The sequence below is a fragment of the Achromobacter sp. JD-1 genome (genome assembly GCF_038594925.1).
GTDB classification, from domain to species: Bacteria; Pseudomonadota; Gammaproteobacteria; order Burkholderiales; family Burkholderiaceae_B; genus Achromobacter; species Achromobacter spanius_C.
Window position 1 is genome coordinate 149,137 of the sequence record NZ_JBCGCS010000003.1, and the last position, 24,480, is coordinate 173,616.

Consider the following 24,480-nt stretch of genomic DNA (forward strand, 5'->3'; position numbering starts at 1 on the left):
GACAATAAAAACCGGGCAGCCAAGGCTGCCCGGTTTGCGTGTCGCGCGAATGGCGATCAGGCCGCCTTGAACTGCAGACGATACTTGTGCAACAAGGGTTCGGTATAGCCGTTAGGCTGCGTCAGGCCTTCAAACACCAGGGCGCATGCCGCCTTGAAAGCCAGGGACGTATCGAAATTGCCTGCCATCGGCCGGTAGAGTGCATCGCCCGCATTCTGGCCGTCCACCACCTTGGCCATGCGCTTGAAGGTCTCCATGACCTGTTCCTTGTTGGTCACGCCATGGCGCAGCCAATTGGCGATGTGCTGGCTGGAGATGCGCAGCGTGGCGCGGTCTTCCATCAGGCCCACGTTGTGGATGTCCGGCACCTTGGAGCAGCCCACGCCCTGGTCGATCCAGCGCACCACGTAACCCAGGATGCCCTGCACGTTGTTGTCCAACTCCTGCTGGATGTCCGTGGCGGACCACTTGGACGGATCGCCAACCGGCACGGTCAACAGGCCGTTCAGCAGGTCGTCGCGCACGCTATCCAGCTTGGTGCGCTCAAGTTCCTTCTGTACCGCTTGCACGTCGATCTGGTGATAGTGCAGCGCGTGCAGCGTGGCGGCGGTGGGCGAGGGCACCCAGGCGGTATTGGCGCCCGCCTTCGGGTGCGCGATTTTCTGTTCCAGCATGGCCGCCATCAGGTCGGGCATGGCCCACATGCCCTTGCCGATCTGGGCGCGGCCGCGCAGGCCGGTGTCCAGGCCAACCAGCACGTTGTTGCGTTCGTAGGCCGTGATCCAGGCGGTGGACTTCATGTCGCCCTTGCGCAGCATCGGGCCGGCTTCCATGCTGGAGTGCATTTCGTCGCCGGTGCGGTCCAGAAAGCCCGTGTTGATGAAGGCAACGCGCGAGGCAGCCGCGCCGATGCAGGCCTTGAGGTTGATGCTGGTGCGGCGCTCTTCGTCCATGATGCCCATCTTCAGCGTGTTGCGCGGCACCTTGATCAGGTCTTCCACGCGATCAAAGAGTTCGCTGGCGAAGGCGGCTTCATCGGGGCCGTGCATCTTGGGCTTCACGATGTAGACGGATCCCGTGCGCGAATTCAGCTTGGCGGTGCGGTCGTGCAAAGCGGCCAGGCTGGTAACCACGGCATCCAGAATGCCCTCCGGAATTTCCTGGCCGTCGCGGTCGAGCACGGCGGGGTTGGTCATCAAATGGCCCACGTTGCGCACGAACATCAGCGAACGGCCATGCAGGGTCAGTGCGCCGCCGTCCGGGCGCGTGTACTGGCGGTCGGCGTTCAGCTTGCGGGTGAAGGTCTTGCCGCCCTTGGTGACGTCTTCGGTCAGGTCGCCCTTCATCAGGCCGAGCCAATTGCGGTAGATATGGACCTTGTCGTCGGCATCGACGGCGGCGACCGAGTCTTCGCAGTCCATGATGGTGGTCAGCGCGGCTTCGACCAGCACGTCTTTGACGCCGGCGGCGTCGGTGCTGCCGATGGGGTTGGCGCGGTCGATCTGGATTTCGAAGTGCAGGCCGTTGTTCTTCAACAGGATGGCCGTGGGGGCGGACGCCTCGCCTTGGTAGCCGGCGAATTGCGAGCCGAACTTCAGCCCGGTGACCACGCCCTTGGCCAAGGCCACGCGCAGTTGGTCGCCTTCAACGGTGTAGCTTTGCGCGTCGGCGTGCGAACCGTTGGCCAGCGGGGCGGCGGTATCAAGGAAGCTGCGCGCGCGCGCAATGACGGCGGCGCCGCGCTCGGGGTTGTAGCCCTTGCCGGTATCGCCCGGGGTGGCGGGAATGGCGTCGGTGCCGTAGAGGGCGTCGTACAGGCTGCCCCAGCGCGCGTTGGCGGCGTTCAAGGCATAGCGGGGATTCGACATCGGCACGACCAACTGCGGGCCGGCCTGCTGCGAGATTTCGGTGTCGACGTTGTCGGTGGTGGCCTGCACGCTGGCGGGCTGGGGCAGCAGGTAGCCGATGCCTTCCAGGAACTTGCGATAGGCGGCCGGATCGGCGATGGGGCCGGGGTTGGCGCGGTGCCAGGTGTCCAGTTCGGCCTGCAGGCGGTCGCGTTCGGCCAGCAGCGCGCGGTTCTTGGGCGCCAGGTCGTGTACCAGCGCCGCAAAGCCTTGCCAGAAGCCGTCGGCATCCAGGCCGGTGCCGGGCAAGGCTTCTTGTTCGATGAATTGGTTGAGATTGGCCGCCACTTGCAGGCCGTGGTGCTGGATGCGTTGAGTCATGCGGGTCTCTAGCGGTAAGTAGGGCTGGCCGGCGCCGGGGCGCCGGGCGAATCTGTTTTGACATCATCGTTCGCACCCGCTGCAATGTCTATATCAAAACCAGCTGGTCATACCAGTTTGTTTACGCGCGTGAAGACAGGACGCTTGTTTTTATGGTTTTATATCAGCCACTTACGGCGGTGCGCCAATTCGCCAAAAACAAGCGTTCGGCTTGGTCATACCACTGGTGCGGAGATTGCATGTACGCGGAAACAGAAGAAAAGCCCCGGCAGGTGGCGGACGAGGTCGCTGAAAGAATCGAACGCCTGATCCTGGATGGCGTGCTCAAGGCGGGGCAGGCGTTGCCGTCCGAACGCCGCTTGACCGAAAAGCTGGGCGTGTCGCGCACGGCGCTGCGCGAAGGGCTGAAGCTGTTGCGCGCGCGCGAAATCATCCATACCTCGCAAGGCAAGGGTTCGTTCGTGGCGCATATTTCAAAGGTGGACGCCGGGCCTTTGATGCATCTGTTCAATTCGCAGCCGCGCACGCTTTACGACTTGCTGGAAGTGCGTTCGTTGCTGGAAGCCGAGTCCGCGCGGCTTGCTGCCATACGCGGCACCGAGGCAGATTTCATCATGATCCGCCGCCGTTATGACGAGATGGTGGCGGCGCAAGGCGCGGCTACCGATACGGCCACCCACGCCCATCTGGACCACGCCTTCCACCTGGCGATTTGCGAGGCATCGCACAACCCGGTGCTGGTGCACACGCTGCAATCGCTGACGGATCTGCTGCTGGGGTCGGTGTTTGCCTGCGTGAACAATCTGTACCACCGCGAGCCGGAAAAGCGGCAGATTGATCGCCAGCACACGCGCCTGTTCCACGCGGTAACGGGGCGCCAGCCAGAGCAGGCCCGCAAGGCCGCGGCGGACCATGTAGATAGCGTGCGGCAGAGCTTGTCGGATATTGAACAGGAAGAACAACGGTTGGTGCGCGCGACGCTACGTCTGGAAGGCTGGACGTAACGCCGCGCGGGCGGGCGTGTGTGCGCGCGCGATGGGCAGCGGCCCTTAGCGGTCGGCCGTCGCGCAGCCAGCCAGCGCCAGCGGTTTGCCGGCGTACACACGGCCGAAGCGGTTGTTCAGCAAGGCGTCCAGATCAATCGCTTCCTGGCCCACGAATCCCTTTTGCGGCAAGGCGCCTTGCGCCACCAGATCCAGCGCCGCGCAAATGCCTGCCGCCGTCGACAACTGGATGGCGCTTAGGCGATGGCCGTCTACGTCCGCGCCGAACACGCGGATCGGATACGACTCTTCTTCCAACCGCCCGTGGCGGTGGCCCGATGCCGAGGCCTGGATGACGATGACGTCCTGCTCGGTGGTGGGGATGGCGGACTCGAAGATATCCTTGAGCAGATCGCGGCGATCGCGCAGGCGCAGGTCGTTGAGCAGCAACTTCATGATGTTGCAATGGCCGGGATAGCGCACGGATTTGTAGTCGACGTTGCGGGCGCGGCCCAGCAGCGTCGCCGGCAAGGTCCCCAACCCGCCAGAGGTGTTGAAGGCTTCGTATTCGACGCCATCCAGCGCGAATGTTTCGTAGCCTTCCAGCGCCGGCACGCTGGTCAGTTGCCCATCAACGATAGCCTCGCAAGGGTTGCAGTATTCGTTGATCAGCCCCTCGGTGCTCCAGGTCAGGTTGTAGCGCAAGCTATTGGAGGGGTAACGCGGCAGCGCGCCCACGCGCATGCGCAGGTCTAGCAAGGTGTCGAAGCGGCGTGCCAGCGCGTTGCCGACGATGCCGATGAAGCCGGGGGCCAGGCCGCACTGCGGCATCAACACGCTTTGCACATCGCCCGCCAACGCCTGGATGGCATGGGTGCTGGCGACGTCTTCGGTCAGGTCGAAGTAGTGCACGCCGGCGCGGGCGCAAAGGCTTGCGACGGCGGTGGCGCGATGAAAGGGCAGGGCGTTGACCACGGCATAGGCGCCTTCGATGCAGCGCGCTACCGAGGCGTCGTCGCTGATCTGGCGGGTTTCGTAGCCCAGCTCGGCCAGAACGGCCAGCCGGGCAGGGTCTTGATCGGCAACCAGGACGGTGTAGTTGCCGCTGCGTTCCAGCATCAGGGCAATGGCGAAACCGATTTTTCCGGCGCCCAGCAAAACGATGGGGCGAGTGGCTGAGGTAGACATGGTGCGGCTCCTGCAAGGAAAGGAATGGGGTGGCCTCATCCTATTCGGGAGCGCTGTCGATTTGTAGAATCAAATCCGTCGTAACGGTTTAAGTTAACGCCAATATGACTTAATTTGCTGTCGAATCGTCAAAAACAAAGCCCCGCGGCGGTTTGCCGAGGGGCTTTCGATGGGGCTGTCACGGCCTTTGCAGGCCCGTGGATCAGCTGCCCATGGGGGGGTAGTCCAGATTGCCGAAGGTGACCAGGCCTTCTGCCTTGGCTTGGGCCAGTTGCGACTGGACCTGCGAGCGGCTCAGCGACGTGGCTTGTGCAGCAGCGGCGACGGGCGGGTAGTCCAGGTTGCCGAAGGTGACTTCGCCAGCGCTCTTGGCTTGAGCGAGTTCAGCTTGGACTTGTTGCGAGGTCAGGCTGGACGTCTGGGCGATGGGGGCGGGGTAGCCTTCTTCGCCGAACGTGTATTGGCCCGAAATCTTGGCTTGTTGCAGTTCGGCCTGAACCTGTGCGCGGGTCGGGCCTTGGTCGGCTTCGGCGGCTTGCGCGCCGGCAGCCAGAACGGACATGGACAGCATCAATGCGGTAGCAAGGGTTTTCATAGCAGACCTCCGGTGTCTTGTGAGCTTGGGATTCGAACCGCTGGCGTCATTGCCAGGGTTCGCTTGCTGTGTCCCGATGAAGTGCATTCTGTGCTCAAAGACCCCTGGGATAAACCCTTATTCTCTGAAAACATCTTTCCAAAATCCGCACTAATCGATTTAGATTTTGCCAATCGTCACCATAGATGGCGATATTTCCATCTGATGACAAAAACAAAACCCCGGGGCATGCCCGGGGTGGATGGAGCCCAAACAGGACGGAACCGTCTCAGCGGTTCAACTCAACCAGCGCGGCGTTGTAGTCGGACTGGGCTTCTTCCAGTTTGCGCTGGGCCTTGTCGATTTTGTCTTGTTTGCCCTTGGCGCGCGCTTCCTTCAGCTCTTGCTCGCGTTCGGACACCTTGGCTTGTTTCTCACGCACGTCGGCTTCGCGTTGCGATTGCAGGCGGCTGTCCGTGCAATTTGCCCGGGCTTCGGCCAATGCCTTTTTCAAGCCGGCTTCGCGGCGGGTGTTGTTCTGTGCCTGAGCGGCGGCGATGTCGTTTTCGATCTCGCAGAACTTGGCCGCGCAACCGCGCTGCGCCGAGCAATCGGTGGCGGCTTGCGCGGGCATTGCACCGAACACGGCAAATGCGGCGGCGGCAGTCGCAAGGGATTTCACGAAAGAGGGCATGCGGTGTCTCCGTAAGTCGTTTCGACAAGCGCCATGATGGCGCGATCCGACCCAGGCGGCAATGCGCGCGGCAAATCGCGGCCGGCTCATGCGCCCCTTGCCCTTCCTAGCGGATCAGTGTGCCCGCCAACGCGGCCGCCACCAGCAGCGCGCCCAGCCACAGGTTGGCGCGAAACAGCATGAAGTTGCGGTCGGGGCGCTGGATGTCGAACACCTTCAACTGCCACGCCAGATGCACTGCCACGGCGGCCATGCCCACCTGATACGCCCACGACAGCCCCATGGCGTACCCGCCCCAGGCCCACAGCACCACGGTGGCGGCGTAGAAGCCGCCGATCCACAGCTTGCCCTGGTCGCCAAAGCGCATGGCGGTGGAGTGCAGGCCCAGGCTGCGGTCGTCGCGCACGTCGACATAGGCGTAGATGCTGTCGTAGCCCACCTGCCAGAGCACCGCGCCCAGCCACATGGCGATGGCGGCCAGCGGCACCACGTTCTGCGTGTCGGACCAGGCCATCAGCATGCCCCAGTTAAAGCAGATGCCCAGCACCACTTGCGGCCAGTACGTGACGCGTTTGCACAGCGGGTAGATGAAGACGAAAGGCAGCACGGCCAGGGCCAGCCAGCGGCTCATTTCGTTCAGGAAAAAAAGCAACGATCCACAAACAAGCAACTGGCCCACCAGGAACCACACGGCGTTCTTCATCGACAACTGGCCGCTGGTCAGTGGACGGAAGCGCGTGCGTTCGACGTGCTTGTCGAAGTTGCGGTCGCACATGTCGTTGACGGTGCAGCCGATGCCGCGCATCAGCAGCGCGCCCAGCGAAAAGACGACCAGCCGTTGCAGGTCGGGCAGCCCGCCCGCCGATTGAACCAGCGCGGCGATGGCCGGCAGCAGCGTCAGCCACGTGCCGATGGGCCGGTCCAGGCGGCACAGACGAGCGTAGGGCCGCCACGACTTCGGAAGCCAGCGTTCGACCCAGTCGGTGAAGACGATGTCGCTGAGATCGACGGGAGATTGTTGCGAGGCGCTCACTGTCACGGTCAGAAAATGGTCGGGAAAGCCGACAGCATAAAACAACGGCCGGGCATTGCGCCCGGCCGTGGAAGTTCAAGCGACGTTCAAGCCGGCGTTTTTCAGGCCGTGTATTCCTTGAGCAGCTTGCCCAGGATGGCGATGCCCGTGCGGATCTTGTCTTCCGGCACGGTGGCGAAGCTCAAGCGCAGCGTGTTCGGCTTGCCCGCGCCGCTGTAGAACGGCGCGCCCGGCACGAAGGCCACGTTTTGCGCGATGGCTTTTTCCAGCAGCTTGGTGCTGTCCATGTGTTCGGGCAACGTCAGCCAGATGAACATGCCGCCTTCAGGCTTGGTCCAGGTGACGGTGGACGGGAATTCCTGCTTGATGGCGTCCAGCATGCAACTGCCTTGTGCGCGGTAGATTTCGCGCACATTGGGCAAGTGCTCTTCCAGGAAGCCGTCCTTGACGATTTCGTACACGGCCATCTGCGTCAGCGTGGGCGTGTGCAGGTCGGTGGCTTGCTTGGCCTGCACCAGCTTGTTGATCAGCGAGCGTGCGCCGGCGATGTAGCCCAGGCGCAGGCCGGGGGCCAGTACCTTCGAGAACGTGCCCAGGCGCACCACGTTGGCGCCGTATTCGGCGGCCAGTGCAACCAGGCCCGGCTGCGGCTCGCCTGCGTAGCGCAGCTCGCCGTAGGGGTCGTCTTCAACGATGGTCAGGTTCAGTTCGGCGGCGCGCTTGACCAGCGCGATGCGGCGTTCCAGGTTCAGCGTGCGGCCCGTGGGGTTCTGGAAGTTGGGCAGCGCGTAAAGGAAGCGCGCGCCGTCAGCCAGTTCGGGCGTGATGGCTTCGGGGATCAGGCCGCCTTCGTCGGTGGGCACCGGCACGAACTTCGGCTGATACAGGCTGAACGATTGCAGCGCCCCCAGGTAGCTGGGGTCTTCGACCAGCACCTTGCTGTCTTTGTCGATCAGCACTTTGCCCAGCAGGTCCAGCGCCTGCTGCGAACCCGAAACGATCAGGATCTGGTCGGCGGCGACGTTGGCGCCCGCGCGGTTCAGGTCGTCGGCAACCCATTGGCGCAGCGGCGCATAGCCTTCGGTGGGGCCGTATTGCAGGGCAGCGCGACCGTTCGTGGACAGTACCTTGTCGAACGCAGCACGTACCACTTCTACCGGGAAGCCGCCGGGCGCCGGCAGGCCGCCAGCGAACGAAATGACTTCGGGGCGCTCGGTGACCTTGAGGATCTCGCGGATGGCGGAGCTGGTGAGTTGCTGAGCGCGTTCCGAAAAGGAAAACGCAGGTTCTAGAGGCTTGTCCATGGATTGCTTCTTGAAGAAGAAGGGTAAAGGGAGAGGCTTGTAACAGGCACTGCGACAAAAAAGTATTGTCCCATACGGTAGCAGCCCGGCCCCTTTAACGCGCGGAACCCCTAAAATCACCTGCATCGAAAACCGCCTGTACAGTTACATTTATCGCCATGTTCGAAGCCGCCCCTATCGTCGCCGAATCCAAGTCCGCCCTGTACGCCGAACTGGTGGCGCAGGCCCGCGCGCTGCTGGAAGGTGAGCCCGACCGCATCGCCAACGCCGCCAACCTGAGCGCGCTGGCCTACCAGGCCTTGCCCGATTTGAACTGGGCGGGCTTTTATTTTTTTGATGGCACCGAGCTGGTTCTTGGACCCTTCCAGGGCAAGCCGGCCTGCGTGCGCATTCCCTTGAATCGCGGTGTGTGCGGCGCGGCCGCCAGCCAACGGCAGACGCAGTTGGTGCCCGACGTGCATGCTTTCCCCGGCCACATCGCCTGCGACGCTGCGTCGCGTTCGGAAATCGTGGTGCCGCTGGTGCATCAGGGCGAATTGATCGGGGTCTGGGATGTGGACAGCCCCGTGCCGGATCGCTTCGACGAAGACGACCGCCAAGGCATGCAGGCGCTGTGCGCGGTGTTCCTGGCCAGCCTGGGTTAGGCGAGACAAGGGCGGGCTGAGCGCCTTCGAGCCGTCCTATGCGCGCAAGCCGCCCGCCACCGCGCGCCGTTGACACGTTGACGGCCGCCCGGTAGATTTCCGCATCAGCCGCCACCTGTGTCTTGTTGGCGCGTCTTATCGTTTTATTCATTCATGATTCATCAGGCCATCCAATCCGTTTCCTGCATCCGCGCCCTGGGCGTGGTGTTGGCTGCGGTCGGCCTGAAATCCAAAAAACAGCCGCTCATCTGACCGGAGCATGCTGTTCCGTCAGATGGGCGACGGAACAGCGGCCTCCTGGCGGCGCAGCAGCGCCTCCGCGCGCATCCCCTGGTATCCCGAGCACTTCTGTACGGTCCAACCGCGGTCCGCCTACATCGAAGGAGTGTTCTCATGTCTATTCAACAATCTGTGTTCCAGGGCGTCTGGGTGCCCTTGGTTACCCCATTTGCTGGCGGCGCCGTTGACGGCGGCGCATTGCGCCGACTGGTGCGCCACTATGCCGCGGCGGGCGTGAACGGGCTGGTCGTGTGCGGCAGCACGGGCGAGGCCGCCTCGCTGGACGACGCCGAGCAGTTGGCCGTGCTGGACGCGGTGTTGACTGAAGCCGGCAGGCTGCCGGTCATCATGGGCCTGGCCGGCAACCACCAGGGGCATGTGCTGCAACGCCTGTCGGCCTTTGGCACCCGGCCGCTGGCGGGCATTCTGGCGCCCGCGCCGTACTACGTGCGGGCCGGGCAAGAAGGGGCCGCCGCCTATTTCCGCTGTCTGGCCGATGCTTCGCGCTTTCCCCTGGTGCTCTACGACATTCCGTACCGCACGGGCACCACGCTGGACACATCGACCTTGCTGTCGCTGGCGGCGCATCCGAACATTGCCGCCATCAAGGATTGCGGGGGGGCCCTGGACAAGACGCTGGCATTGATCGCCGACGGCCAGATGAACGTGCTGGCGGGTGAAGACCTGCAAACGCTGTCGGTGCTTTGCCTGGGGGGCACCGGCATGATCGCGGCCGCCGCGCACTTGCGGCCCGACCTGTTCGTGGCGATGTATCAAGCGGTGCGGGGCCAACAACTGGATCTGGCGCGCAGCTTGTTTCATGCCTTGGCGCCCGTCATCCAGTTGGCGTTTGAAGAGCCGAACCCGGGACCGTTGAAGGCGCAACTGGGGCGGCAAGGTTTGTTGACCGACGAATTGCGGCTGCCCATGCCCGCGGCCAGCGCGGCGTTGGCGACGCGCCTGGACGCGGCGGTGGCCAGCCTGAACCGCCGGTATCCCTGCCACTAGCCCGGAGTCAGGCCGTAGCAAGAGCAAGGCTCTTCCGCTTTGTGGTGCCTTGATGCATTTGGTAATACATGCATCACCGGGAAGCTGACGGATTGCTTATCATGCGGCCATTCTTCGGGTGAAACAAAACGTTCATGGCTCAAGCATTTGAAGCCTTGTCCGCGTGGCAGGTAATGCTGGCGGGGCTGCTGTTCTTCGGCGGTATCTATCTGGCCTTCGGCGCGGCTACGTGGCTGCTGACGCGGCACGTGTTGCCGGCGCTGGGCATGGGGCGGCCGCTGGACCCGCGCCCGCTGGCCCCTGGCCAGATGCGGCGCGAGCTGGCGCAATCTGGCTTGTCCATCCTGCTGTTCGGCACCGGCATGATCTTTCCCTGGGGCCTGCTGCAACTGGGCTGGGCGCATCTGGACCCGAACCCAAGCTGGCAGAAAGTGATGCTTGAAATCCTGGTGCTGGTGGCCTGGAACGACGTGCATTTCTGGGTCAACCACCGGCTGCTGCATACCAAGCCGCTGCGCCGCTTTCACCTGCCGCATCATCGGTCGGTGGTGACCACGCCGTTCTCGACCTACAGCTTTCACCCGATTGAAGCGCTGATGCTGGGCAACGTGATCTTGCTGCCCATGGTGTTGCACGATTTCAGTTTCTGGGCGCTGGCGTCGGTGCCGCTGTTCAGCCTGTTCTTCAATTGCATCGGGCACGCCAACTACGATTTTTTCCCCAAGGTGTCCTACGCGCACTGGTTCGCCGCCAGCCGGCGCCACCATCTGCACCACGCTTGCTACAACGGCAATTACGGCTTTCAGTTCACCTTCATGGACCGCTTGTTCCGCACCCGCCTGACCGCCGACGCCGCGGCCCCGCAGCTGGATGCGTTTCAGCGCAGAGAATCTGTTGGCGCAAGGGCTTAGCATTCGGCGCCGACTGCCGTCGCTGCGTAACCCGCGCGATTGGCAAAGCCTGGCTTACCTGGCCGCGCTGCCCGCGTTGGCGGCCTGGCAATGGGTCTACGGCATTTGGTGGCCGCTCTACGTGCTGATGCTTTTCCTGACGCTGGGCATCGGCGTCATCCACCACAACCACACGCATCTGCGCATGTGGCGCGGCCGCTGGACCAATCGCGCCACCGATTTCTGGATCACGCTGCTGCAAGGGCACCCCACGTTTGTGTTCTATCCGGCGCATGTGGCCAACCATCACCGGTTCAAGCACGGCGAACGCGACGTGGCGCGCACCTATCGCTTTGGCGGCGACACGAATCACCTTGCGGGCTACCTGCTACACCCGCTGCAGGCGGGTTGGGTGCTGTACCCGCTGTTTTTCGCGTGGCTGGGCCGGCTGCGCCGCCATTGGCCAGGCGCCTGGCGTTATTGCCTGGCGCAATACGGCGCGTGGCTGGGCTTGTGGGGCGGGCTGCTGATGGTCAACCCCGTCAAGGCGCTGGTGCTGGTGATCGTGCCGCAATTGCACGGATTGCACTGGCTGCTGGCCACCAATTACTTGCAGCATGCGCATGCCGATGGCGGGCCGCGCCAGGTTGCGGGCCTGAACTACGCGCGTAATTTCGAAGGGCTGGTCAACCCGTTGTTGTTCAATATCGGCCTGCACACCGCGCATCACGAGCATCCGCGCGCGCATTGGTCCGAACTGACCCGACTGCATCGCGAGCACTATCGCGCGGGCGTCGACCCGGTACTCAATGAGCGCGGGCTGCTGCCCTATATGTGCCGGGTCTTCGTGTTGGCGGCGTTCGTGCCGCGTTTGCGCAGCCGTTCCCGCATGGCGCCCGAGCATGTCCGCTAGCGCCCTATCCTTTCCCCAACGAGGCCTGTCACATGCCCATCGCGTTTAATCGTGTCTACCTGGAAAGCGCCGGCTATTTCATGCCGGGCGAAGCCGTGTCCAACGACGCCATGGACCGCTACATCGCGCCGCTGAACCGGATGTCCAGCCGCATCAAAAGCCGCATCCTTGCCGAGAACGGCATCAAGCAGCGCTACTACGCCATTGATCCGGAAGGCCAGACCGTCTACACCAACGCGCAACTGGCGGCCAACGCCATCCGCGACTGCCTGCGGCGCAATGACAGTGAGCTTGCCGCCGTGTCCTTGCTGACCAGCGGATCGTCGGGTGGTGACGCCCTGATGCCGGGCTTTGCCAACATGATCCAGGGCGAGCTTGCCGCGCAGCCCATGGAAACGCTGTCGGTACATGGCATTTGCGCGGCCGGTGTGTCGGCGATCCAGGTGGCGGCGCAGGGCGTGGAGATGGGCGGACACGCCAGCGCCCTGGCCGTAGCCAGCGAACTGCCGTCGCGCCTGTTCAAGCGGTCGCGCTTCGCGGCGCGCGGCTATGACGCGGACTTCGACGCGCACTTCCTGCGCTGGATGCTGTCGGACGGCGCGGGCGCGTTGCTGCTGGGCAACTCGGGCCGCGCGCTGGCGGGGGCGTCCAGCGGCGTGCGGCTGAAATTGAAATGGGTGCATCAGCGCTCGTTCTCGGGCGACTACCCCGTGTGCATGCAGTTGGGCCTGTCCGCTGATCGCCAAAAGGGCCATCTGGATTATCCGTCCTGGAACGAGGCCGAGGCCGACGGCGCGCTGTCGCTGCGCCAGGACATCCGCCTGTTGCCGCATCTGTTCGACATCGGTATCCACGAGTACGCCAAGCTGGTGCGCGATGGTTGGCTGGACCCGGACCAGGTGGACCATTTCCTGTGCCATTACTCATCCGAGAAATTCATTCCCGTGGTCGAAGACCTGATGGAGAAGGCGGGCCTGGTGATTCCGCGCGAGCGCTGGTTCAGCAATCTGACGTGGCGCGGCAACACGGGCGCGGCATCGATCCTGATCATGCTGGCCGAGTTCCTGGAAACGCGAGAGATCAAGCCGGGCGAGCAGATCTTCTGCTACATCCCGGAATCGGGGCGCTTCATGGCGGCCTACATGCTGCTGGAGGCTGAGGCGGTACATGCGCCAGCCGCGACCGGAATCACGACGTCCGCCGCCAAGCCGGCGACCCGCGACGACACGCAAAGCGATGACGCCGACGCCATCGCGCCCCCGCACGACCCTGACATGGCCCCGCAAGGCCTGGGCCAACTGCTGACCGAGCTGGCCGCGATCTGGCACGACTACCGTTCGCGAGTATGGCGCACGCCGGTAGTGCGCCGGCTGCGCAACCGCCAATTCCAGACGGCCGACTACCTGAACTGGATGGAGAACTGGATTCCGCAGGTGCGTGAAGGCAGCAAGTGGATGCGCGAGGGCGCCGCGTCGCTGACGGAGCAATACGCGCCGCTGGCCGCGCTGATCGACATGCATGCCGGCGAAGAGCAGAACGACTTCCAGATTCTGTTCCAGGATTATCAAACGGCGGGCGGCGCGGTCGACAACATCGACGCGCTGCGCCGCAACCCCGGCGGCGAAGCGCTGAACGCCTATCTGCACGGTCTGGCCGCCACGCGCGACCCGATTGGCTTGCTGGGCGCCATCTACATCATCGAAGGCACCGGCCAGCGCATCGTGCCGGCGCTGCTGCCGCTGTTGAAAGCCAGCCTGAAGCTGCCGCCCGACGCCTTCCGCTTTCTGGAATACCACGGCCACAACGACGAGCATCACCTGGCGCGTTGGCTGTCGGCGGTGGAACTGGCGCTGGATTGCGACGAAGATGGCCGCGCCGAACAACGCATCGTGGACACCGCGCGTCGTACGGCGGCCTTGTATCTGATGCAGTTCCATCACGTCATGGAGGGCGATGCAGCATGAGCAAGGAACCCGAATTTCTGGCCAAGCCGCACGACCCGGCCGACCCCAATCCCTGGCTTGCCCTGTATCTGGACCGCAGCACACCCTTGCCGGACAAGGTGAAAAAGGCCTGGCTGACGGATTCCAGTTGCGCCTCGCGTCAATACCTATTGCCGTTTCTGCGGCCGCTGGCGCGCGCCTTCATCATCCTGATCCAGGTAGTGAAGACGTTCGTGCCGCGCCGCTGGTCGCATTCAAAGCTGCTGCATCGCATTCTGGCCTGGGGGCTCAAGCGTTTCGTGTCGCCCGAGGCCAACTGGCTGATCCTGCGTCACTTCCATCTGGGCGCGCAGGTGCTGGCGTTCATCGCCGCCAATTCCCCGGTGCCGATCACCACCACGCCGCTTGAGCCAATGGAGATTGATGATCTGAAGGACGAACTCTTCGTCAAGCACGACCTGAACCTGTTCAACTTCGTCATCCGCTTGAACCAGGCGCTGCGCGAAGCTGGCGTGGAAATGCACGCGCCCGAGACAGTCGACTTTTCGATGATCCAGGACCCGCCGCTGAAGCTGGAAGACATGCCGCAGGGCAGGCTGAACTTCCTGGACCTTCAAAGCGCCATCGAACTGTTCACGCCGCTGTATCAGCTGATGCTGACCGACAACGACTTCTGGCGTGCGGCCAATTCGTTGCAGCTGGACGAAACCATTGGCATCTACGCGGCCAAGTTGCTGGGCGCGCCGCAGCACCTGATTCTGGTCAACAACAGCCATCCGCTGGTGCCCATGTCGACCTTGCGCGCGGGCTACCGCCTGGTGCTGCACGGCTTGTCCACCGAAATGCTGCACAGTCTGTTGATGGAGATGAAGGCGGCGCAGCAGGGCGCGGAACCGCCCGCGCCGATCAGCTAGGCAGGGCCCTGGAGCGGGCCGGCGTATCGGGCTTGGCGCGGGGCGTGTTGGTATAGACCCTGCGTTACACGGCAATATGCCTGCGTTATATTGCCTGCCTTGTTCGGTCAGCAGCGCCGGATCGCGCTCGCCTCGCGTGAATTCCCGTTGCGTGATTCTTTATTTCGGAAGTCCCTCCTATGCCTCAACCCATTGAAGTCATCGCCACCATTCTGTTTGCCGTGGCGGTTCTTCATACCTTTTCCGTTCCCGTTTTTGCGCGGCTTGCCCACCGCGGCGGCCCGCACGCGGGCATCTGGCATCTGTTTGCCGAAGTGGAGGCGGTGTTCGGCGTCTGGGCGTTTGCGCTGATCGTGACCATGGCGGCGCTGTCCGGCCCCGCCAGCGCCGTCGGCTACATGGATACGCGCAACTTCACCGAACCGCTGTTCGTCTTTGTGATCATGGTGGTGGCGGCCAGCCGGCCGATTCTGGAAATGGTGGGGCTGATGGTGCGCATCGTGGCGCGCGTGCTGCCGCTGCCGCGCGAGCTGGCGACGTTCTTCGTGGTGATGTCGCTGGTGCCGCTGGGCGGCTCGTTCATTACCGAGCCCGCCGCCATGACGTTGGCCGCCATCTTGCTGCGCGACGCCTATTTCCGCACCAGCGGCCGCGCCGGCTTCAAGTACCTGACCTTGGGCGTGCTGTTCGTGAACGTGTCCATCGGTGGTGTGTTGACGTCATACGCCGCGCCGCCGGTGCTGATGGTGGCCTCCACCTTCGGATGGGACGCCGCGCACATGGTGCAGCATTTCGGCTGGCGCGCCGCGGTGGCGGTCTTCCTGAACGCAGGCATCCTGACCTTCGTCTGCCGCAAGGCGCTGATGGAACGCTCGGTCGGTACGGGCGGCGGGGTGGATGCGCCGGAAGGGTCGGACTCGCGTCCCCCGGTGCCTGTGCTGGTCATCCTGGTGCATCTGGCGTTCCTGGTGGCCGTGGTGCTCACCGCCCACCACCCGGCCATCTTCATGGGCCTGCTGATGATGTTCATCGGCTTTTCGGAAGCCTACAAGCGTCACCAGAACCGCCTGCTGATCAAGGAAGGCCTGATGGTGGGCTTCTTCCTGGCTGGCCTGGTGGTGTTGGGCGGCTTGCAAAAGTGGTGGCTGCAGGACTTGCTGGGCGGGCTTGAGCCCTTTGTTCTGTTCTGGGGCGCCACGGCGCTGACGGCCATTACCGACAACGCCGCGTTGACGTATCTGGGCTCGCTGGTTGAAGGCACGAATGAGACCTGGCGCTACATGCTGGTGGCCGGCGCGGTGACGGGCGGCGGTTTGACCGTGATTGCCAACGCGCCCAACCCGGCGGGCTTTGCAATTCTGAAGAACCACTTTCCGGACGGCAGTATTTCGTCGGGCCGCCTATTCCTGTCGGCGCTGGCGCCGACCCTGGTTGCGGCCATCATGTTCCTGCTGCCGGTATAGGGAAAAGCCTGGGAAAGTCGGCTGGCGTCGCCGCGGCCGGCCCCCGGCGGATGCCGCCCGGCGCCCCAGGCCGGGCCAGACACCGACGGTTAATGAAAAACCGCTAAAATTCAAGACTTTCCCGAATTTTTTTCCGGCCTTGCCCTCCCGTTGCTCCCGGCATTCCTTGCCTGGCGACTGACGGCTTATGATTTTCCGGGCGCGCGCCTGGGAGCCCTTGATGCCCATCTACGCCTATAAATGCAGCGCCTGCGGCCATGCCAAAGACGTCTTGCAGAAGATTTCCGATGCGCCCCTTTCGGTTTGCCCCGAATGCGGCCAAAGCACGTTTTCCAAGCAGGTGACCGCGGCTGGATTCCAGCTCAAGGGCTCCGGCTGGTACGTCACCGATTTTCGCGGTAACGGTTCCGGGGGCGCTGCGTCCACCGGGGCGGCAGCGGAAGGCGGTGCGCCTGCCGCGGCGCCGGCAGCCACGCCGGCGGCGGCTCCTGCGGCAAGCGCCCCTGCCTCAGGTACGCCTGCCGCAGGATCGCCTGCCGCAGGTACGCCTGCCGCCTAGAGCCCTCGCGATGCGGATGCGCCTTATCAAAAAGTATTTCATCACCGGCCTGCTGATCTGGGTTCCCCTGGTCATCACGGTGTGGGTGCTGGGTTTGCTGGTCGCCACCCTGGAAGGGTTCGTGCCTGGCTTTCTGTCGTCCGAATCGCTGTTCGGCATCGACATCCCCGGCTTCCGCTTCGTCCTGGTCATCGTGGTGGTGCTGTTGACGGGCGTGTTTGCGGCCAACCTGATCGGCCGTACCATGGTGGACCAGTGGGAAAACCTGCTGGGCCGTATTCCGCTGGTGCGTTCCATCTACAACTCGGTCAAGCAGGTCAGCGATACCGTGCTTGCCCCGAACGGGCAGGCGTTTCGCCGCGCGGTGCTGGTGCAGTATCCGCGGGCGGGTTCCTGGACCATCGCTTTCGTCACCGGCACGCCCAGCGGTGAAGTGGCCAGCCTGATGCCAGGCGACCACATCAGCGTGTATGTGCCGACGACGCCGAACCCCACGTCCGGCTTTTTCCTGATGATGCCTCGCGCCGACGCGATCGATCTTCAGATGAGCGTGGACGCGGCCTTGAAGTACATCGTTTCCATGGGCGTGGTCGCCCCGGCCCAGGCGTTCACGCCTGAAGGCCAATCGGCCCCGCTCTCTCCGGCGGCTGGCGCGCAAGACGCGCCGCGCGCCGATTCGTAACCCTTACGCTACAACTAAGCACACAACGGAGTCATCCCGCATGCGTACCTGCTACACCGGCCAGGTTTGCCGTGACCATCTCGGCCAGACCGTCACCCTGTACGGCTGGGTGAACCGCCGCCGCGACCACGGCGGGGTCATCTTCATCGATTTGCGCGACCGCGCGGGCCTGGCCCAGATCGTGTTCGATCCGGACAATGCCGCCTTCGCCACCGCCGAGCGCCTGCGCAATGAATTCTGCGTCCGCGTCACCGGCCTGGTGCGCGAGCGTCCGGCCGGCACCGCCAATAGCGAACTGGCTTCGGGCGAAATCGAAGTGCTGTGCAAGGAAGTTGAAATCCTGAACGCGTCGGTCACGCCGCCGTTCCAGCTGGACGACGACAACCTGTCCGAAACCACCCGCCTGACGCACCGCGTGCTGGACCTGCGCCGCCCGCAGATGCAGCGCAACCTGATGCTGCGTTACCGCGTGTCGATCGAAACGCGCAAGTTCCTGGACCAGTTGGGCTTCATCGACATCGAAACGCCGATGCTGGCCAAGAGCACGCCCGAAGGCGCGCGCGACTATCTCGTGCCCTCGCGCGTGAACGCCGGCCACTTCTTCGCGCTGCCGCAATCGCCCCAACTGTTCAAGCAGATGCTGATGGTGTCGGGCTTTGACCGCTACTACCAGATCACCAAGTGCTTCCGCGACGAAGACCTGCGCGCTGACCGCCAGCCCGAATTCACCCAGATCGACTGCGAAACGTCGTTCCTGGACGAGTTCGAGATTCGTGAAATCTTTGAAAACCTGATCCGTCACGTCTTCAAGGTCGTGCAGGGTGTGGACCTGGCTGCGCCGTTCCCCATCATGCCGTGGACGGAAGCGATGCGCCGCTACGGTTCGGACAAGCCGGACCTGCGCGTGAAGCTCGAATTCACCGACATGACCGACGTCATGCGCGACGTGGACTTCAAGGTGTTTGCCGCCGCCGCCACGGCGCCTGGCAGCCGCGTGGTTGCCCTGCGCGTGCCGGGTGGCGCGGAAATGTCCCGCAGCGAAATCGATGCCTACACGCAATTCGTGGGCATTTACGGCGCCAAGGGCCTGGCCTACATCAAGGTCAACGATGTGGCCAAGGGCCGTGACGGCCTGCAATCGCCCATCGTCAAGAACCTGCACGACGCCGCGCTGGCCGAACTGGTCAAGCGTACCGGCGCGCAAGACGGCGACATCATTTTCTTTGGCGCGGATCGCGAGAAGGTCGTCAACGACGCCATCGGCGCGCTGCGCGTGAAGATCGGCCACAGCGAATTCGGCAAGAAGACGGGCCTGTTCGAAGCCGGTTGGCAGCCGCTGTGGGTGGTTGACTTCCCGATGTTCGAATACGACGAGGAAGACGGCCGCTACACCGCTGCCCACCACCCGTTCACCAGCCCCAAGGACGGCCACGAAGACTTCCTGGAAACCGATCCCAGCAAGGCCTTCGCCAAGGCTTACGACATGGTGCTGAACGGTTGGGAAATCGGCGGCGGTTCGGTCCGTATCCACCGCGAAGAAGTGCAAAGCAAGGTGTTCCGCGCGCTGAAGATCGGTGCCGAGGAAGCCCAGGAAAAGTTCGGCTACCTGCTGGACGCGTTGCAGTATGGCGCGCCTCCGCACGGTGGTATCGCGTTCGGCCTGGACCGCATCGTCACGATGATGACCGGCGCCGAATCGATCCGCGACGTGATCGCCTTCCCGAAGACGCAACGCGCTCAGGATCTGCTGACGCAAGCGCCTTCCGAAGTCGACGAAAAGCAGTTGCGCGAGTTGCACATCCGCTTGCGTAACGTAGAAAAGTAAGCCCCCCCGAGGCGCCGGGGGCGCCTCCCCCCCCCAGGGGGCGCCTCACGGGACCGGCGGAGCCGGATCCTCGGCGGCCCGGCTTGTGGGGCGGCATGGGCTTGCGGCGGGTTGCGTTCTTTGGCGGCTTGGCTTGCGATAAGTGTGTTCTTGTTGCGGCTAGGGCTTGCTGAATTGGAGTAATCTGGCAGACGCCGCTTTGTTGGCGGTGCTTGCCGGGGCTGTTGTTGGGCCTGGCTCGTGGTTCCTCTGCTTTCAAAGGCGCCATCGCTTTTATGTCGCTCATCCGTGTCGTCAGCTACAACATTCACAAGGGCCGTTCGGCATTGGGCCGGCTCGACTCCCTGAATGAACTTCGCTTGGGGCTGTATGGCCTGCGCCCCGACCTGGTCTTCCTGCAGGAAGTTCAGGGCCGCAACGAGCAACGATCCTTGCTTCACGCGCAACACGAATCGCTTGCCGCCGCCTTGCGGCTAGATGTGGCCTACGGCCGCAATGCCATCCGCCACGCCACGGACCATGGCAACGCGCTGCTCTCGCGCTTTCCCATTCTTGATCACGAAAATCTCGACATCTCCGACCACCGCCTGGAGCAACGCGGCCTGCTGCACGCGCGCATCGACGTGGGCGACCGCCCGGTGCATTGCTTTGTGGTGCATCTGGGCCTGTTTGCCGGCAGCCGTACGCGTCAGGTGCTGGCCTTGACCGAGCGGATCCGGCGCATGGTGCCGGACGGCGAGCCCATTCTGATCGCGGGAGATTTCAACGATTGGAATGACCGCCTGGCGCCGTTGTTCGTTCAACAGTTGGGGCTGTACGAAGTGTTTTCCCATGCGCCGCGCAGCCATGGCGGTGAATTGCCGCGCTTGCGCGATTCGGTCAAACGGCTGAGCAACGCGCTGCGCGGCTTGCCCAATGGCGGCTTATCCGTCATGGAACGCACCAACCAACTGGGCATGGGCGGCAGCGCGCGCATGCTGCAGCCGCCGCCTCGCACCTTTCCGGCCGTGTTTCCGTGGTTTCGCCTGGACCGCATCTACCAGCGCGGGTTTGCCGTGCGCAGCGCGCGGGTATTGCGCGGGCGGGAGTGGGCGCGGCTGTCGGATCACTCCCCCTTGCTGGCGGAGCTGGAACTTCCGTGAAGACCGAGCAGGTCAAGCTGGAATGGACGGACGGCAACCACATCCGCTTGTTGCAGAACGGCGCCGACTTCTTCCCCGCGCTGTGTTCGGCTATCGATGCCGCGCAGGTCAGCGTGCATCTGGAAACCTATATTTTCATGGTGGACCGCACCGGTTCGCAGGTGCTGGAGTGCCTGACGGCGGCGGCGCGGCGCGGCGTCAAAGTGCGGGTGGTGCTGGATGGCTTCGGCAGCGCCATGAGCGTCGAGCACGTGCGCGCGATGCTGCTGGACGCAGGTGCCCAATGCCGCATCTTCCGGCCTGAACCGCGCTGGTTCGCTCGCTTTATTCCGTCGCGCAGCCGGCTGCGACGGCTGCATCGCAAGGTCAGCATTGTGGATGGACGCATTGCGTTCATCGGCGGCATCAACGTCATCGACGATTACGATGATTTGGATCCCACGGACGGCATATCCGCGCCGCGCTTTGATTTCGCGGTGCAGGTGGAAGGCCCGCTCGTCACCGAAGCGGCCTATGCGCAGGACTTGCTGTGGGTGCGCTTGAACTGGGCGCGGTTGCGGCGCCATCCGCGCGACTGGAGCCGCATGCGGCTCACCAAGCCGCACCATGCGCCGGTTGAACCTTGCGGCACATTGCGCGCGGCGCTGGTGCTGCGTGACAACCTGCGGTATCGCCAGACGTTCGAACGCGCGTATCTGTATGGCATCACGCAGGCGCGCCGCGATATCTTGATCGCCAACGCCTATTTCTTTCCAGGACGCCAGTTCCGCCGCGCGCTGGCCAAAGCCGCCGCGCGCGGTGTGCGGGTGCGGCTGCTGTTGCAGGGCAAGGTCGAATACCGCATGCAGTACCACGCCACCCGTTCCCTGTACGACCAACTGCTGCGCGACGGCATCGAGATCTTCGAGTACATGCCGGGATACCTGCACGCCAAAGTTGCCGTCATTGATAACGTGGCCACGGTGGGCTCGTCCAACCTGGATCCGTTCAGCCTGCTATTGGCGCGCGAGGCCAACGTCGTCATCGACAGCCAGCCCTTTGCGTGGGACCTGCAAGAACGCCTGGAAACGGCCATCCGCGAAGGCGGCCGCTTCATCCGGCCCTTGGATTACCAGCGCCGGGGATGGTTGCGGCGCTGGGTGGACGCGGTGTCTTACACGCTGCTGCGTATAGGTGTGGCGTTGACGGGGTCGTCGGATAAATACTGAAGCGCCTGCTCAGGCCCGGCGCTTGATCAGCCCCAACGCCAACGCGGTCCCTATCAGAATGATGGCGGCCCCCAGCGCGATGGACGGCGTGATGCTCTCGTCCAACAACCACGCGCCCCACACCACGCCGAAGATCGGCACCAGGAAGGTGACGCTGACGGCGCCGGTCGGCCCCACATTGGCGATCAGCCGGAAGAAGATGATGTAGGCCGCGCCCGTGCAGACGACAGCCAGCAAGATCGTGGAGATCCAGGCGGTCATCGACGCTGGCGTCTCCGGCCAGGCGGATATCGCCAGCGGCAGCAGCACGAGCGACGCGGCGATCATGCTGCCCGTGGCGCTGGCCAAGGCGTCCACGCCGGTCAGGAAACGCTTGGTCCAGTTGGCGGCGATGCCGTAGAACACGGGCGCCGACACGGCGGCAAGCACGGCGGGCCCGGTGCCCCCGGCCTGGAAATTCAGCTTGTCCCACACCAGCACGATAATGCCCACAAAACCAATCAACAGGCCCAGCGACCGCATCCAGGGCAACCTGTCTTTCAGCCACAGCCACCCGACAACCGCGCCCCATACCGGCGTCACCGCGTTGGCCACCGACAGGAACCCCGCGCCCAGCGATTGTGCCGCGTAGGCATACAGCAGGAAGGGCACGGCGGCGTTCAAGGTGCCCACCACCAGCAGCGCCTTCCAGTGCCGCGCAATCAAGGGCAGCTTGCCGCGCCAGATGGCCGCCGGCAGCAGGAACAGCGCGGCCAGGCCGACACGCAACTCGATCAGGGCGATGGGCCCGAAGTCCTGCACGGCAAGGCGCATGAACAGGAAAGAGCCGCCCCAGACCGCCGCCAGCAGCAGCAGGTCCAACAGATTGCGTTGACGCATGATGTATCTCGGTTTGCCTTATTTCCGGCCAGTGACCAGATTCTTCATCTTGACCCGATGCGCAAGCAGCGCACAGGCCAGGGACAGGACAATACACAAGACCAGGCCGGCCCGCACTCCGTTTAGTACCGTGCCGTGTGAAATCATGATGCCCACCAGCGCGGTACCCAAGGCGCTGCCGATCGCGCGCGTGGTCTGGACCAGCGCCGACGCCACGCCCACGTCGCGGCGTTCGCTCAGCATCTGCATGAAGAGCGTCAGGTTGGGAAGCAGGAATCCCAGCGCGCAGCCGTTGACGAAGAAGGCGGCAAGAATCCACCATGCCGACGTCCCGGGCGAGATCAACAGCACCATCAGCGTGCCGCCCGCCAGCAGCAGGCCGCCGAACACCATCAGGCGTTGTGGTTCGGCCTGCTTGGGAAACATCCGGCCATTGATGATGCTGCCCACCGAAATCGCGGCGACCAGCGGAGTCAGCAGCAAACCCGCTTCGCTGGGGGAATAGCCCAGCACCTGCTGCAACAACAGCGGGCTATAGAAGATCAGCACAAACATCACCGCGCCCACCATCATGGCGGCCAGGTTCAGCAGGCGGGATTCCTGCCCCGCCAGCACACGCAGCGGAAAAATGGGCGACTTTACGCGGCGTTCAGTGGGAATCAGGATGGCGATGGCGGCCACGCCAACCACCGCCAACATGGCGCCCAGCAGGGGATGGGCATGTTCGCCCTGGGCAAAGGCCAGTTCCAGCGCTGCGAGCGGAGCGCCCACGGCCAAGACCAGCAGGATGGCGCCCACCCAGTCGATCTTTCGGCTGCCGTCGTGAATGGGGCGGATACGGGGGAAGTACCGGGCCAGCAGAAAAAATGCGCCGGCCGCTGCAATCGGAGAAATGAAGAACGCCGCGCGCCATCCCAGCGCCTGGGTCGCCGCGCCACCCAGCACCGGGCCGATTCCGCTGGCCATGGCGAAGGCGGCGGACACAAGCGCCATCCAGCGCACCCGCTGCTTGGCATCGGGAAACAGGTCGGCGGGCGCCGCGAAAGCAGTGGCGATCATCATGCCCCCGCCTACCCCTTGCAAGGTGCGGAACACGATCAACTGGGTCATGGACTGCGCCAGTCCACAGGCGATGGAGCCCAGCGCGATGATCAGCACGGAAACCAGCATCAAGGGTTTGCGGCCGAACATGTCGCCCAGCCGGCCAAAGATCAGGATGGACGCCGCGGTGGCCAGCAGATAGCCGGTGCCCACCCAGGCGTAGAGCGCCATGCCGTTCAGGGCCTCGGCCACGCGAGGCAGTGTGGTGCTGATGATGGTGGAATCCAGCGCGGCCAGCACCACCGTCGCCGATACGCCCGCCATGGCCATCAGCAAGTCTCGTCGAGAGCGAGTGGAATCGGCGGCTGGCTGTGTCGGTGGCGGCGGCGGAGTCATGCCGCCTAGGATATCACCGGCCCACTAGGGTTTTCACTTGTAAAACGAGTGATAACCCCAGAAAACCGCGATAACCAATACGACCAACAGCCAAGACCAACGGGAATTGGACAGACCGCGGGGTTCGGGTTCGGGAGGCGGGGGGGGAGGCGCGACGCGTGGCTGGGCAGCCATGTGGTCGATGAAGGCGGCAAAGAACTTCTGGATGATTTTGTCGCCCGCTTTCAGCAGCAGGCCTTCTCCGCACTCAGCCAGCTTGCCCCCGGCCATGCCGGCCACGGTGTAGGCGACGCGGGTGCCTTGGTCCTTGGTGCTGAGGTTGACCTGGGCGGTCCCGATGGCCAGGCAGGCCGCGCGGCCCTTGCCTTCGAAGACCAGCGTGCAACTGTCAGGGGCGTTGACGTCCGAGAGCAGGATCTCGCCCTCGTAGTCAGTGTCGATCCCCGCGATGTTGGCCCGCAAGGTGACGGCGTATTCGGTAGCGGACCGTTGCGTCACGTTCACGCATCCCGGTATGCATCGTTGCAACACCGCCGGATCCGTGAGGGAATCCCAGGTTTGGTGCTGGGTGGAGGGAATCCATTGGGCATCTGCAATGCGCATGGTTGTCTCCTTGCTTGGCGTAGTTGTAAGTTCATTTTGGACTTAATCCACGGAAATGCCAACCATACTTCGGCAGGCGCTGCAGGG

Annotated in this window: 22 protein-coding genes; 13 read left to right on the forward strand and 9 right to left on the reverse strand. The window is 63.8% G+C overall.

Annotation, left to right across the window (positions count from 1 at the left end; all coding sequences use genetic code 11):
• Positions 1 to 56: 56 nt before the first annotated feature.
• A complete protein-coding gene (locus tag WBR68_RS06345; RefSeq protein ID WP_050448325.1) occupies positions 57 to 2,228 on the reverse strand; it encodes a malate synthase G in 2,172 nt (723 codons plus the stop codon).
• Between the two features lie 239 nt (positions 2,229 to 2,467).
• On the opposite strand from WBR68_RS06345, the gene glcC reads away from it, so the two are divergent.
• Entirely contained in the window at positions 2,468 to 3,232 is a 765-nt protein-coding gene (gene glcC / locus WBR68_RS06350; RefSeq protein ID WP_050448326.1) for a transcriptional regulator GlcC, read from the forward strand.
• Positions 3,233 to 3,277: 45 nt separating this feature from the next.
• On the opposite strand, the gene WBR68_RS06355 is transcribed toward glcC, so the two are convergent.
• From WBR68_RS06355 to WBR68_RS06375, 5 genes are all read right to left on the reverse strand, one after another.
• A complete protein-coding gene (locus tag WBR68_RS06355) occupies positions 3,278 to 4,399 on the reverse strand; it encodes a saccharopine dehydrogenase family protein (RefSeq protein WP_230693730.1) in 1,122 nt (373 codons plus the stop codon).
• A gap of 202 nt (positions 4,400 to 4,601) precedes the next feature.
• A complete protein-coding gene (locus tag WBR68_RS06360) occupies positions 4,602 to 4,994 on the reverse strand; it encodes a DUF4148 domain-containing protein (protein WP_083447464.1) in 393 nt (130 codons plus the stop codon).
• A 268-nt stretch (positions 4,995 to 5,262) separates the two neighbouring features.
• A complete protein-coding gene (locus tag WBR68_RS06365) occupies positions 5,263 to 5,667 on the reverse strand; it encodes a DUF1090 domain-containing protein (RefSeq protein ID WP_050448329.1) in 405 nt (134 codons plus the stop codon).
• Positions 5,668 to 5,773: 106 nt separating this feature from the next.
• Positions 5,774 to 6,700, reverse strand: a complete 927-nt coding sequence (gene ubiA, locus WBR68_RS06370; protein WP_230693731.1) for a 4-hydroxybenzoate octaprenyltransferase — start codon at positions 6,698 to 6,700, stop codon at positions 5,774 to 5,776.
• A gap of 101 nt (positions 6,701 to 6,801) precedes the next feature.
• Positions 6,802 to 8,004, reverse strand: coding sequence for an aminotransferase-like domain-containing protein (locus WBR68_RS06375; RefSeq protein ID WP_127186159.1), 1,203 nt, complete (start codon positions 8,002 to 8,004; stop codon positions 6,802 to 6,804).
• Positions 8,005 to 8,162: 158 nt separating this feature from the next.
• Between WBR68_RS06375 and WBR68_RS06380 the strand changes: the two genes are divergently transcribed.
• From WBR68_RS06380 to clsB, 12 genes are all read left to right on the forward strand, one after another.
• A complete protein-coding gene (locus WBR68_RS06380; RefSeq protein ID WP_050448331.1) occupies positions 8,163 to 8,648 on the forward strand; it encodes a GAF domain-containing protein in 486 nt (161 codons plus the stop codon).
• Between the two features lie 393 nt (positions 8,649 to 9,041).
• On the forward strand, positions 9,042 to 9,935 hold the full coding sequence (gene dapA / locus WBR68_RS06385) for a 4-hydroxy-tetrahydrodipicolinate synthase (protein ID WP_127186158.1): 894 nt from the start codon (positions 9,042 to 9,044) through the stop codon (positions 9,933 to 9,935).
• A gap of 134 nt (positions 9,936 to 10,069) precedes the next feature.
• A complete protein-coding gene (locus WBR68_RS06390) occupies positions 10,070 to 10,846 on the forward strand; it encodes a sterol desaturase family protein (protein WP_127186157.1) in 777 nt (258 codons plus the stop codon).
• Positions 10,806 to 11,738 carry a fatty acid desaturase gene (locus WBR68_RS06395; RefSeq protein ID WP_230693732.1) on the forward strand — a complete coding sequence of 311 codons (933 nt, stop codon included), beginning with the start codon at positions 10,806 to 10,808 and terminating at the stop codon, positions 11,736 to 11,738. Before WBR68_RS06390 ends, WBR68_RS06395 begins: the two co-directional genes overlap by 41 nt.
• A 32-nt stretch (positions 11,739 to 11,770) precedes the next feature.
• A complete protein-coding gene (locus WBR68_RS06400; protein ID WP_127186155.1) occupies positions 11,771 to 13,702 on the forward strand; it encodes an iron-containing redox enzyme family protein in 1,932 nt (643 codons plus the stop codon).
• Positions 13,699 to 14,595, forward strand: coding sequence for a DUF6999 family protein (locus WBR68_RS06405; RefSeq protein WP_127186154.1), 897 nt, complete (start codon positions 13,699 to 13,701; stop codon positions 14,593 to 14,595). The genes WBR68_RS06400 and WBR68_RS06405 overlap by 4 nt, the downstream gene beginning before the upstream one ends.
• 179 nt (positions 14,596 to 14,774) lie before the next feature.
• Complete coding sequence (locus tag WBR68_RS06410) at positions 14,775 to 16,058, forward strand: putative Na+/H+ antiporter (RefSeq protein WP_050448337.1); 1,284 nt, start codon at positions 14,775 to 14,777, stop codon at positions 16,056 to 16,058.
• 220 nt (positions 16,059 to 16,278) lie between these two features.
• Complete coding sequence (locus WBR68_RS06415) at positions 16,279 to 16,617, forward strand: FmdB family zinc ribbon protein (protein WP_127186153.1); 339 nt, start codon at positions 16,279 to 16,281, stop codon at positions 16,615 to 16,617.
• 16 nt (positions 16,618 to 16,633) lie between these two features.
• The gene (locus WBR68_RS06420) at positions 16,634 to 17,299 is read left to right on the forward strand and encodes a DUF502 domain-containing protein (RefSeq protein ID WP_164741322.1); all 666 of its coding nucleotides are present in this window, start codon (positions 16,634 to 16,636) and stop codon (positions 17,297 to 17,299) included.
• 40 nt (positions 17,300 to 17,339) lie between these two features.
• Positions 17,340 to 19,124: an aspartate--tRNA ligase gene (aspS, locus tag WBR68_RS06425; protein ID WP_127186151.1), complete on the forward strand. Its 1,785-nt coding sequence runs from the start codon at positions 17,340 to 17,342 to the stop codon at positions 19,122 to 19,124.
• A 275-nt stretch (positions 19,125 to 19,399) separates the two neighbouring features.
• On the forward strand, positions 19,400 to 20,266 hold the full coding sequence (locus WBR68_RS06430) for an endonuclease/exonuclease/phosphatase family protein (protein ID WP_050446242.1): 867 nt from the start codon (positions 19,400 to 19,402) through the stop codon (positions 20,264 to 20,266).
• Entirely contained in the window at positions 20,263 to 21,474 is a 1,212-nt protein-coding gene (gene clsB, locus WBR68_RS06435) for a cardiolipin synthase ClsB (RefSeq protein ID WP_050446096.1), read from the forward strand. The genes WBR68_RS06430 and clsB overlap by 4 nt, the downstream gene beginning before the upstream one ends.
• Positions 21,475 to 21,483: 9 nt before the next feature.
• On the opposite strand, the gene WBR68_RS06440 is transcribed toward clsB, so the two are convergent.
• The 3 genes from WBR68_RS06440 to WBR68_RS06450 form a co-directional block, all read right to left on the reverse strand.
• Positions 21,484 to 22,353, reverse strand: coding sequence for a DMT family transporter (locus WBR68_RS06440; RefSeq protein ID WP_127186150.1), 870 nt, complete (start codon positions 22,351 to 22,353; stop codon positions 21,484 to 21,486).
• A gap of 18 nt (positions 22,354 to 22,371) precedes the next feature.
• Complete coding sequence (locus WBR68_RS06445; RefSeq protein WP_050446098.1) at positions 22,372 to 23,724, reverse strand: MFS transporter; 1,353 nt, start codon at positions 23,722 to 23,724, stop codon at positions 22,372 to 22,374.
• Between the two features lie 99 nt (positions 23,725 to 23,823).
• A complete protein-coding gene (locus tag WBR68_RS06450; protein ID WP_230693733.1) occupies positions 23,824 to 24,393 on the reverse strand; it encodes an SRPBCC family protein in 570 nt (189 codons plus the stop codon).
• Positions 24,394 to 24,480: the final 87 nt, after the last annotated feature.

Excerpts from the sequence above, each read along its gene's own strand:
- WBR68_RS06440 (WP_127186150.1), bottom strand. The coding sequence starts at position 22,353 with ATGCGTCAACGCAATCTGTTGGACCTGCTGCTGCTGGCGGCGGTCTGG.
- dapA (WP_127186158.1), top strand. The coding sequence starts at position 9,042 with ATGTCTATTCAACAATCTGTGTTCCAGGGCGTCTGGGTGCCCTTGGTT.
- WBR68_RS06445 (WP_050446098.1), bottom strand. The coding sequence starts at position 23,724 with ATGGCCATGGCGGGCGTATCGGCGACGGTGGTGCTGGCCGCGCTGGAT.
- WBR68_RS06415 (WP_127186153.1), top strand. The coding sequence starts at position 16,279 with ATGCCCATCTACGCCTATAAATGCAGCGCCTGCGGCCATGCCAAAGAC.
- aspS (WP_127186151.1), top strand. The coding sequence starts at position 17,340 with ATGCGTACCTGCTACACCGGCCAGGTTTGCCGTGACCATCTCGGCCAG.
- WBR68_RS06360 (WP_083447464.1), bottom strand. The coding sequence starts at position 4,994 with ATGAAAACCCTTGCTACCGCATTGATGCTGTCCATGTCCGTTCTGGCT.
- WBR68_RS06410 (WP_050448337.1), top strand. The coding sequence starts at position 14,775 with ATGCCTCAACCCATTGAAGTCATCGCCACCATTCTGTTTGCCGTGGCG.
- WBR68_RS06450 (WP_230693733.1), bottom strand. The coding sequence starts at position 24,393 with ATGCGCATTGCAGATGCCCAATGGATTCCCTCCACCCAGCACCAAACC.
- WBR68_RS06355 (WP_230693730.1), bottom strand. The coding sequence starts at position 4,399 with ATGTCTACCTCAGCCACTCGCCCCATCGTTTTGCTGGGCGCCGGAAAA.
- WBR68_RS06380 (WP_050448331.1), top strand. The coding sequence starts at position 8,163 with ATGTTCGAAGCCGCCCCTATCGTCGCCGAATCCAAGTCCGCCCTGTAC.
- WBR68_RS06390 (WP_127186157.1), top strand. The coding sequence starts at position 10,070 with ATGGCTCAAGCATTTGAAGCCTTGTCCGCGTGGCAGGTAATGCTGGCG.
- WBR68_RS06430 (WP_050446242.1), top strand. The coding sequence starts at position 19,400 with ATGTCGCTCATCCGTGTCGTCAGCTACAACATTCACAAGGGCCGTTCG.
- WBR68_RS06400 (WP_127186155.1), top strand. The coding sequence starts at position 11,771 with ATGCCCATCGCGTTTAATCGTGTCTACCTGGAAAGCGCCGGCTATTTC.
- WBR68_RS06365 (WP_050448329.1), bottom strand. The coding sequence starts at position 5,667 with ATGCCCTCTTTCGTGAAATCCCTTGCGACTGCCGCCGCCGCATTTGCC.
- WBR68_RS06345 (WP_050448325.1), bottom strand. The coding sequence starts at position 2,228 with ATGACTCAACGCATCCAGCACCACGGCCTGCAAGTGGCGGCCAATCTC.
- WBR68_RS06405 (WP_127186154.1), top strand. The coding sequence starts at position 13,699 with ATGAGCAAGGAACCCGAATTTCTGGCCAAGCCGCACGACCCGGCCGAC.
- glcC (WP_050448326.1), top strand. The coding sequence starts at position 2,468 with ATGTACGCGGAAACAGAAGAAAAGCCCCGGCAGGTGGCGGACGAGGTC.
- WBR68_RS06420 (WP_164741322.1), top strand. The coding sequence starts at position 16,634 with ATGCGCCTTATCAAAAAGTATTTCATCACCGGCCTGCTGATCTGGGTT.
- WBR68_RS06375 (WP_127186159.1), bottom strand. The coding sequence starts at position 8,004 with ATGGACAAGCCTCTAGAACCTGCGTTTTCCTTTTCGGAACGCGCTCAG.
- WBR68_RS06395 (WP_230693732.1), top strand. The coding sequence starts at position 10,806 with ATGCGTTTCAGCGCAGAGAATCTGTTGGCGCAAGGGCTTAGCATTCGG.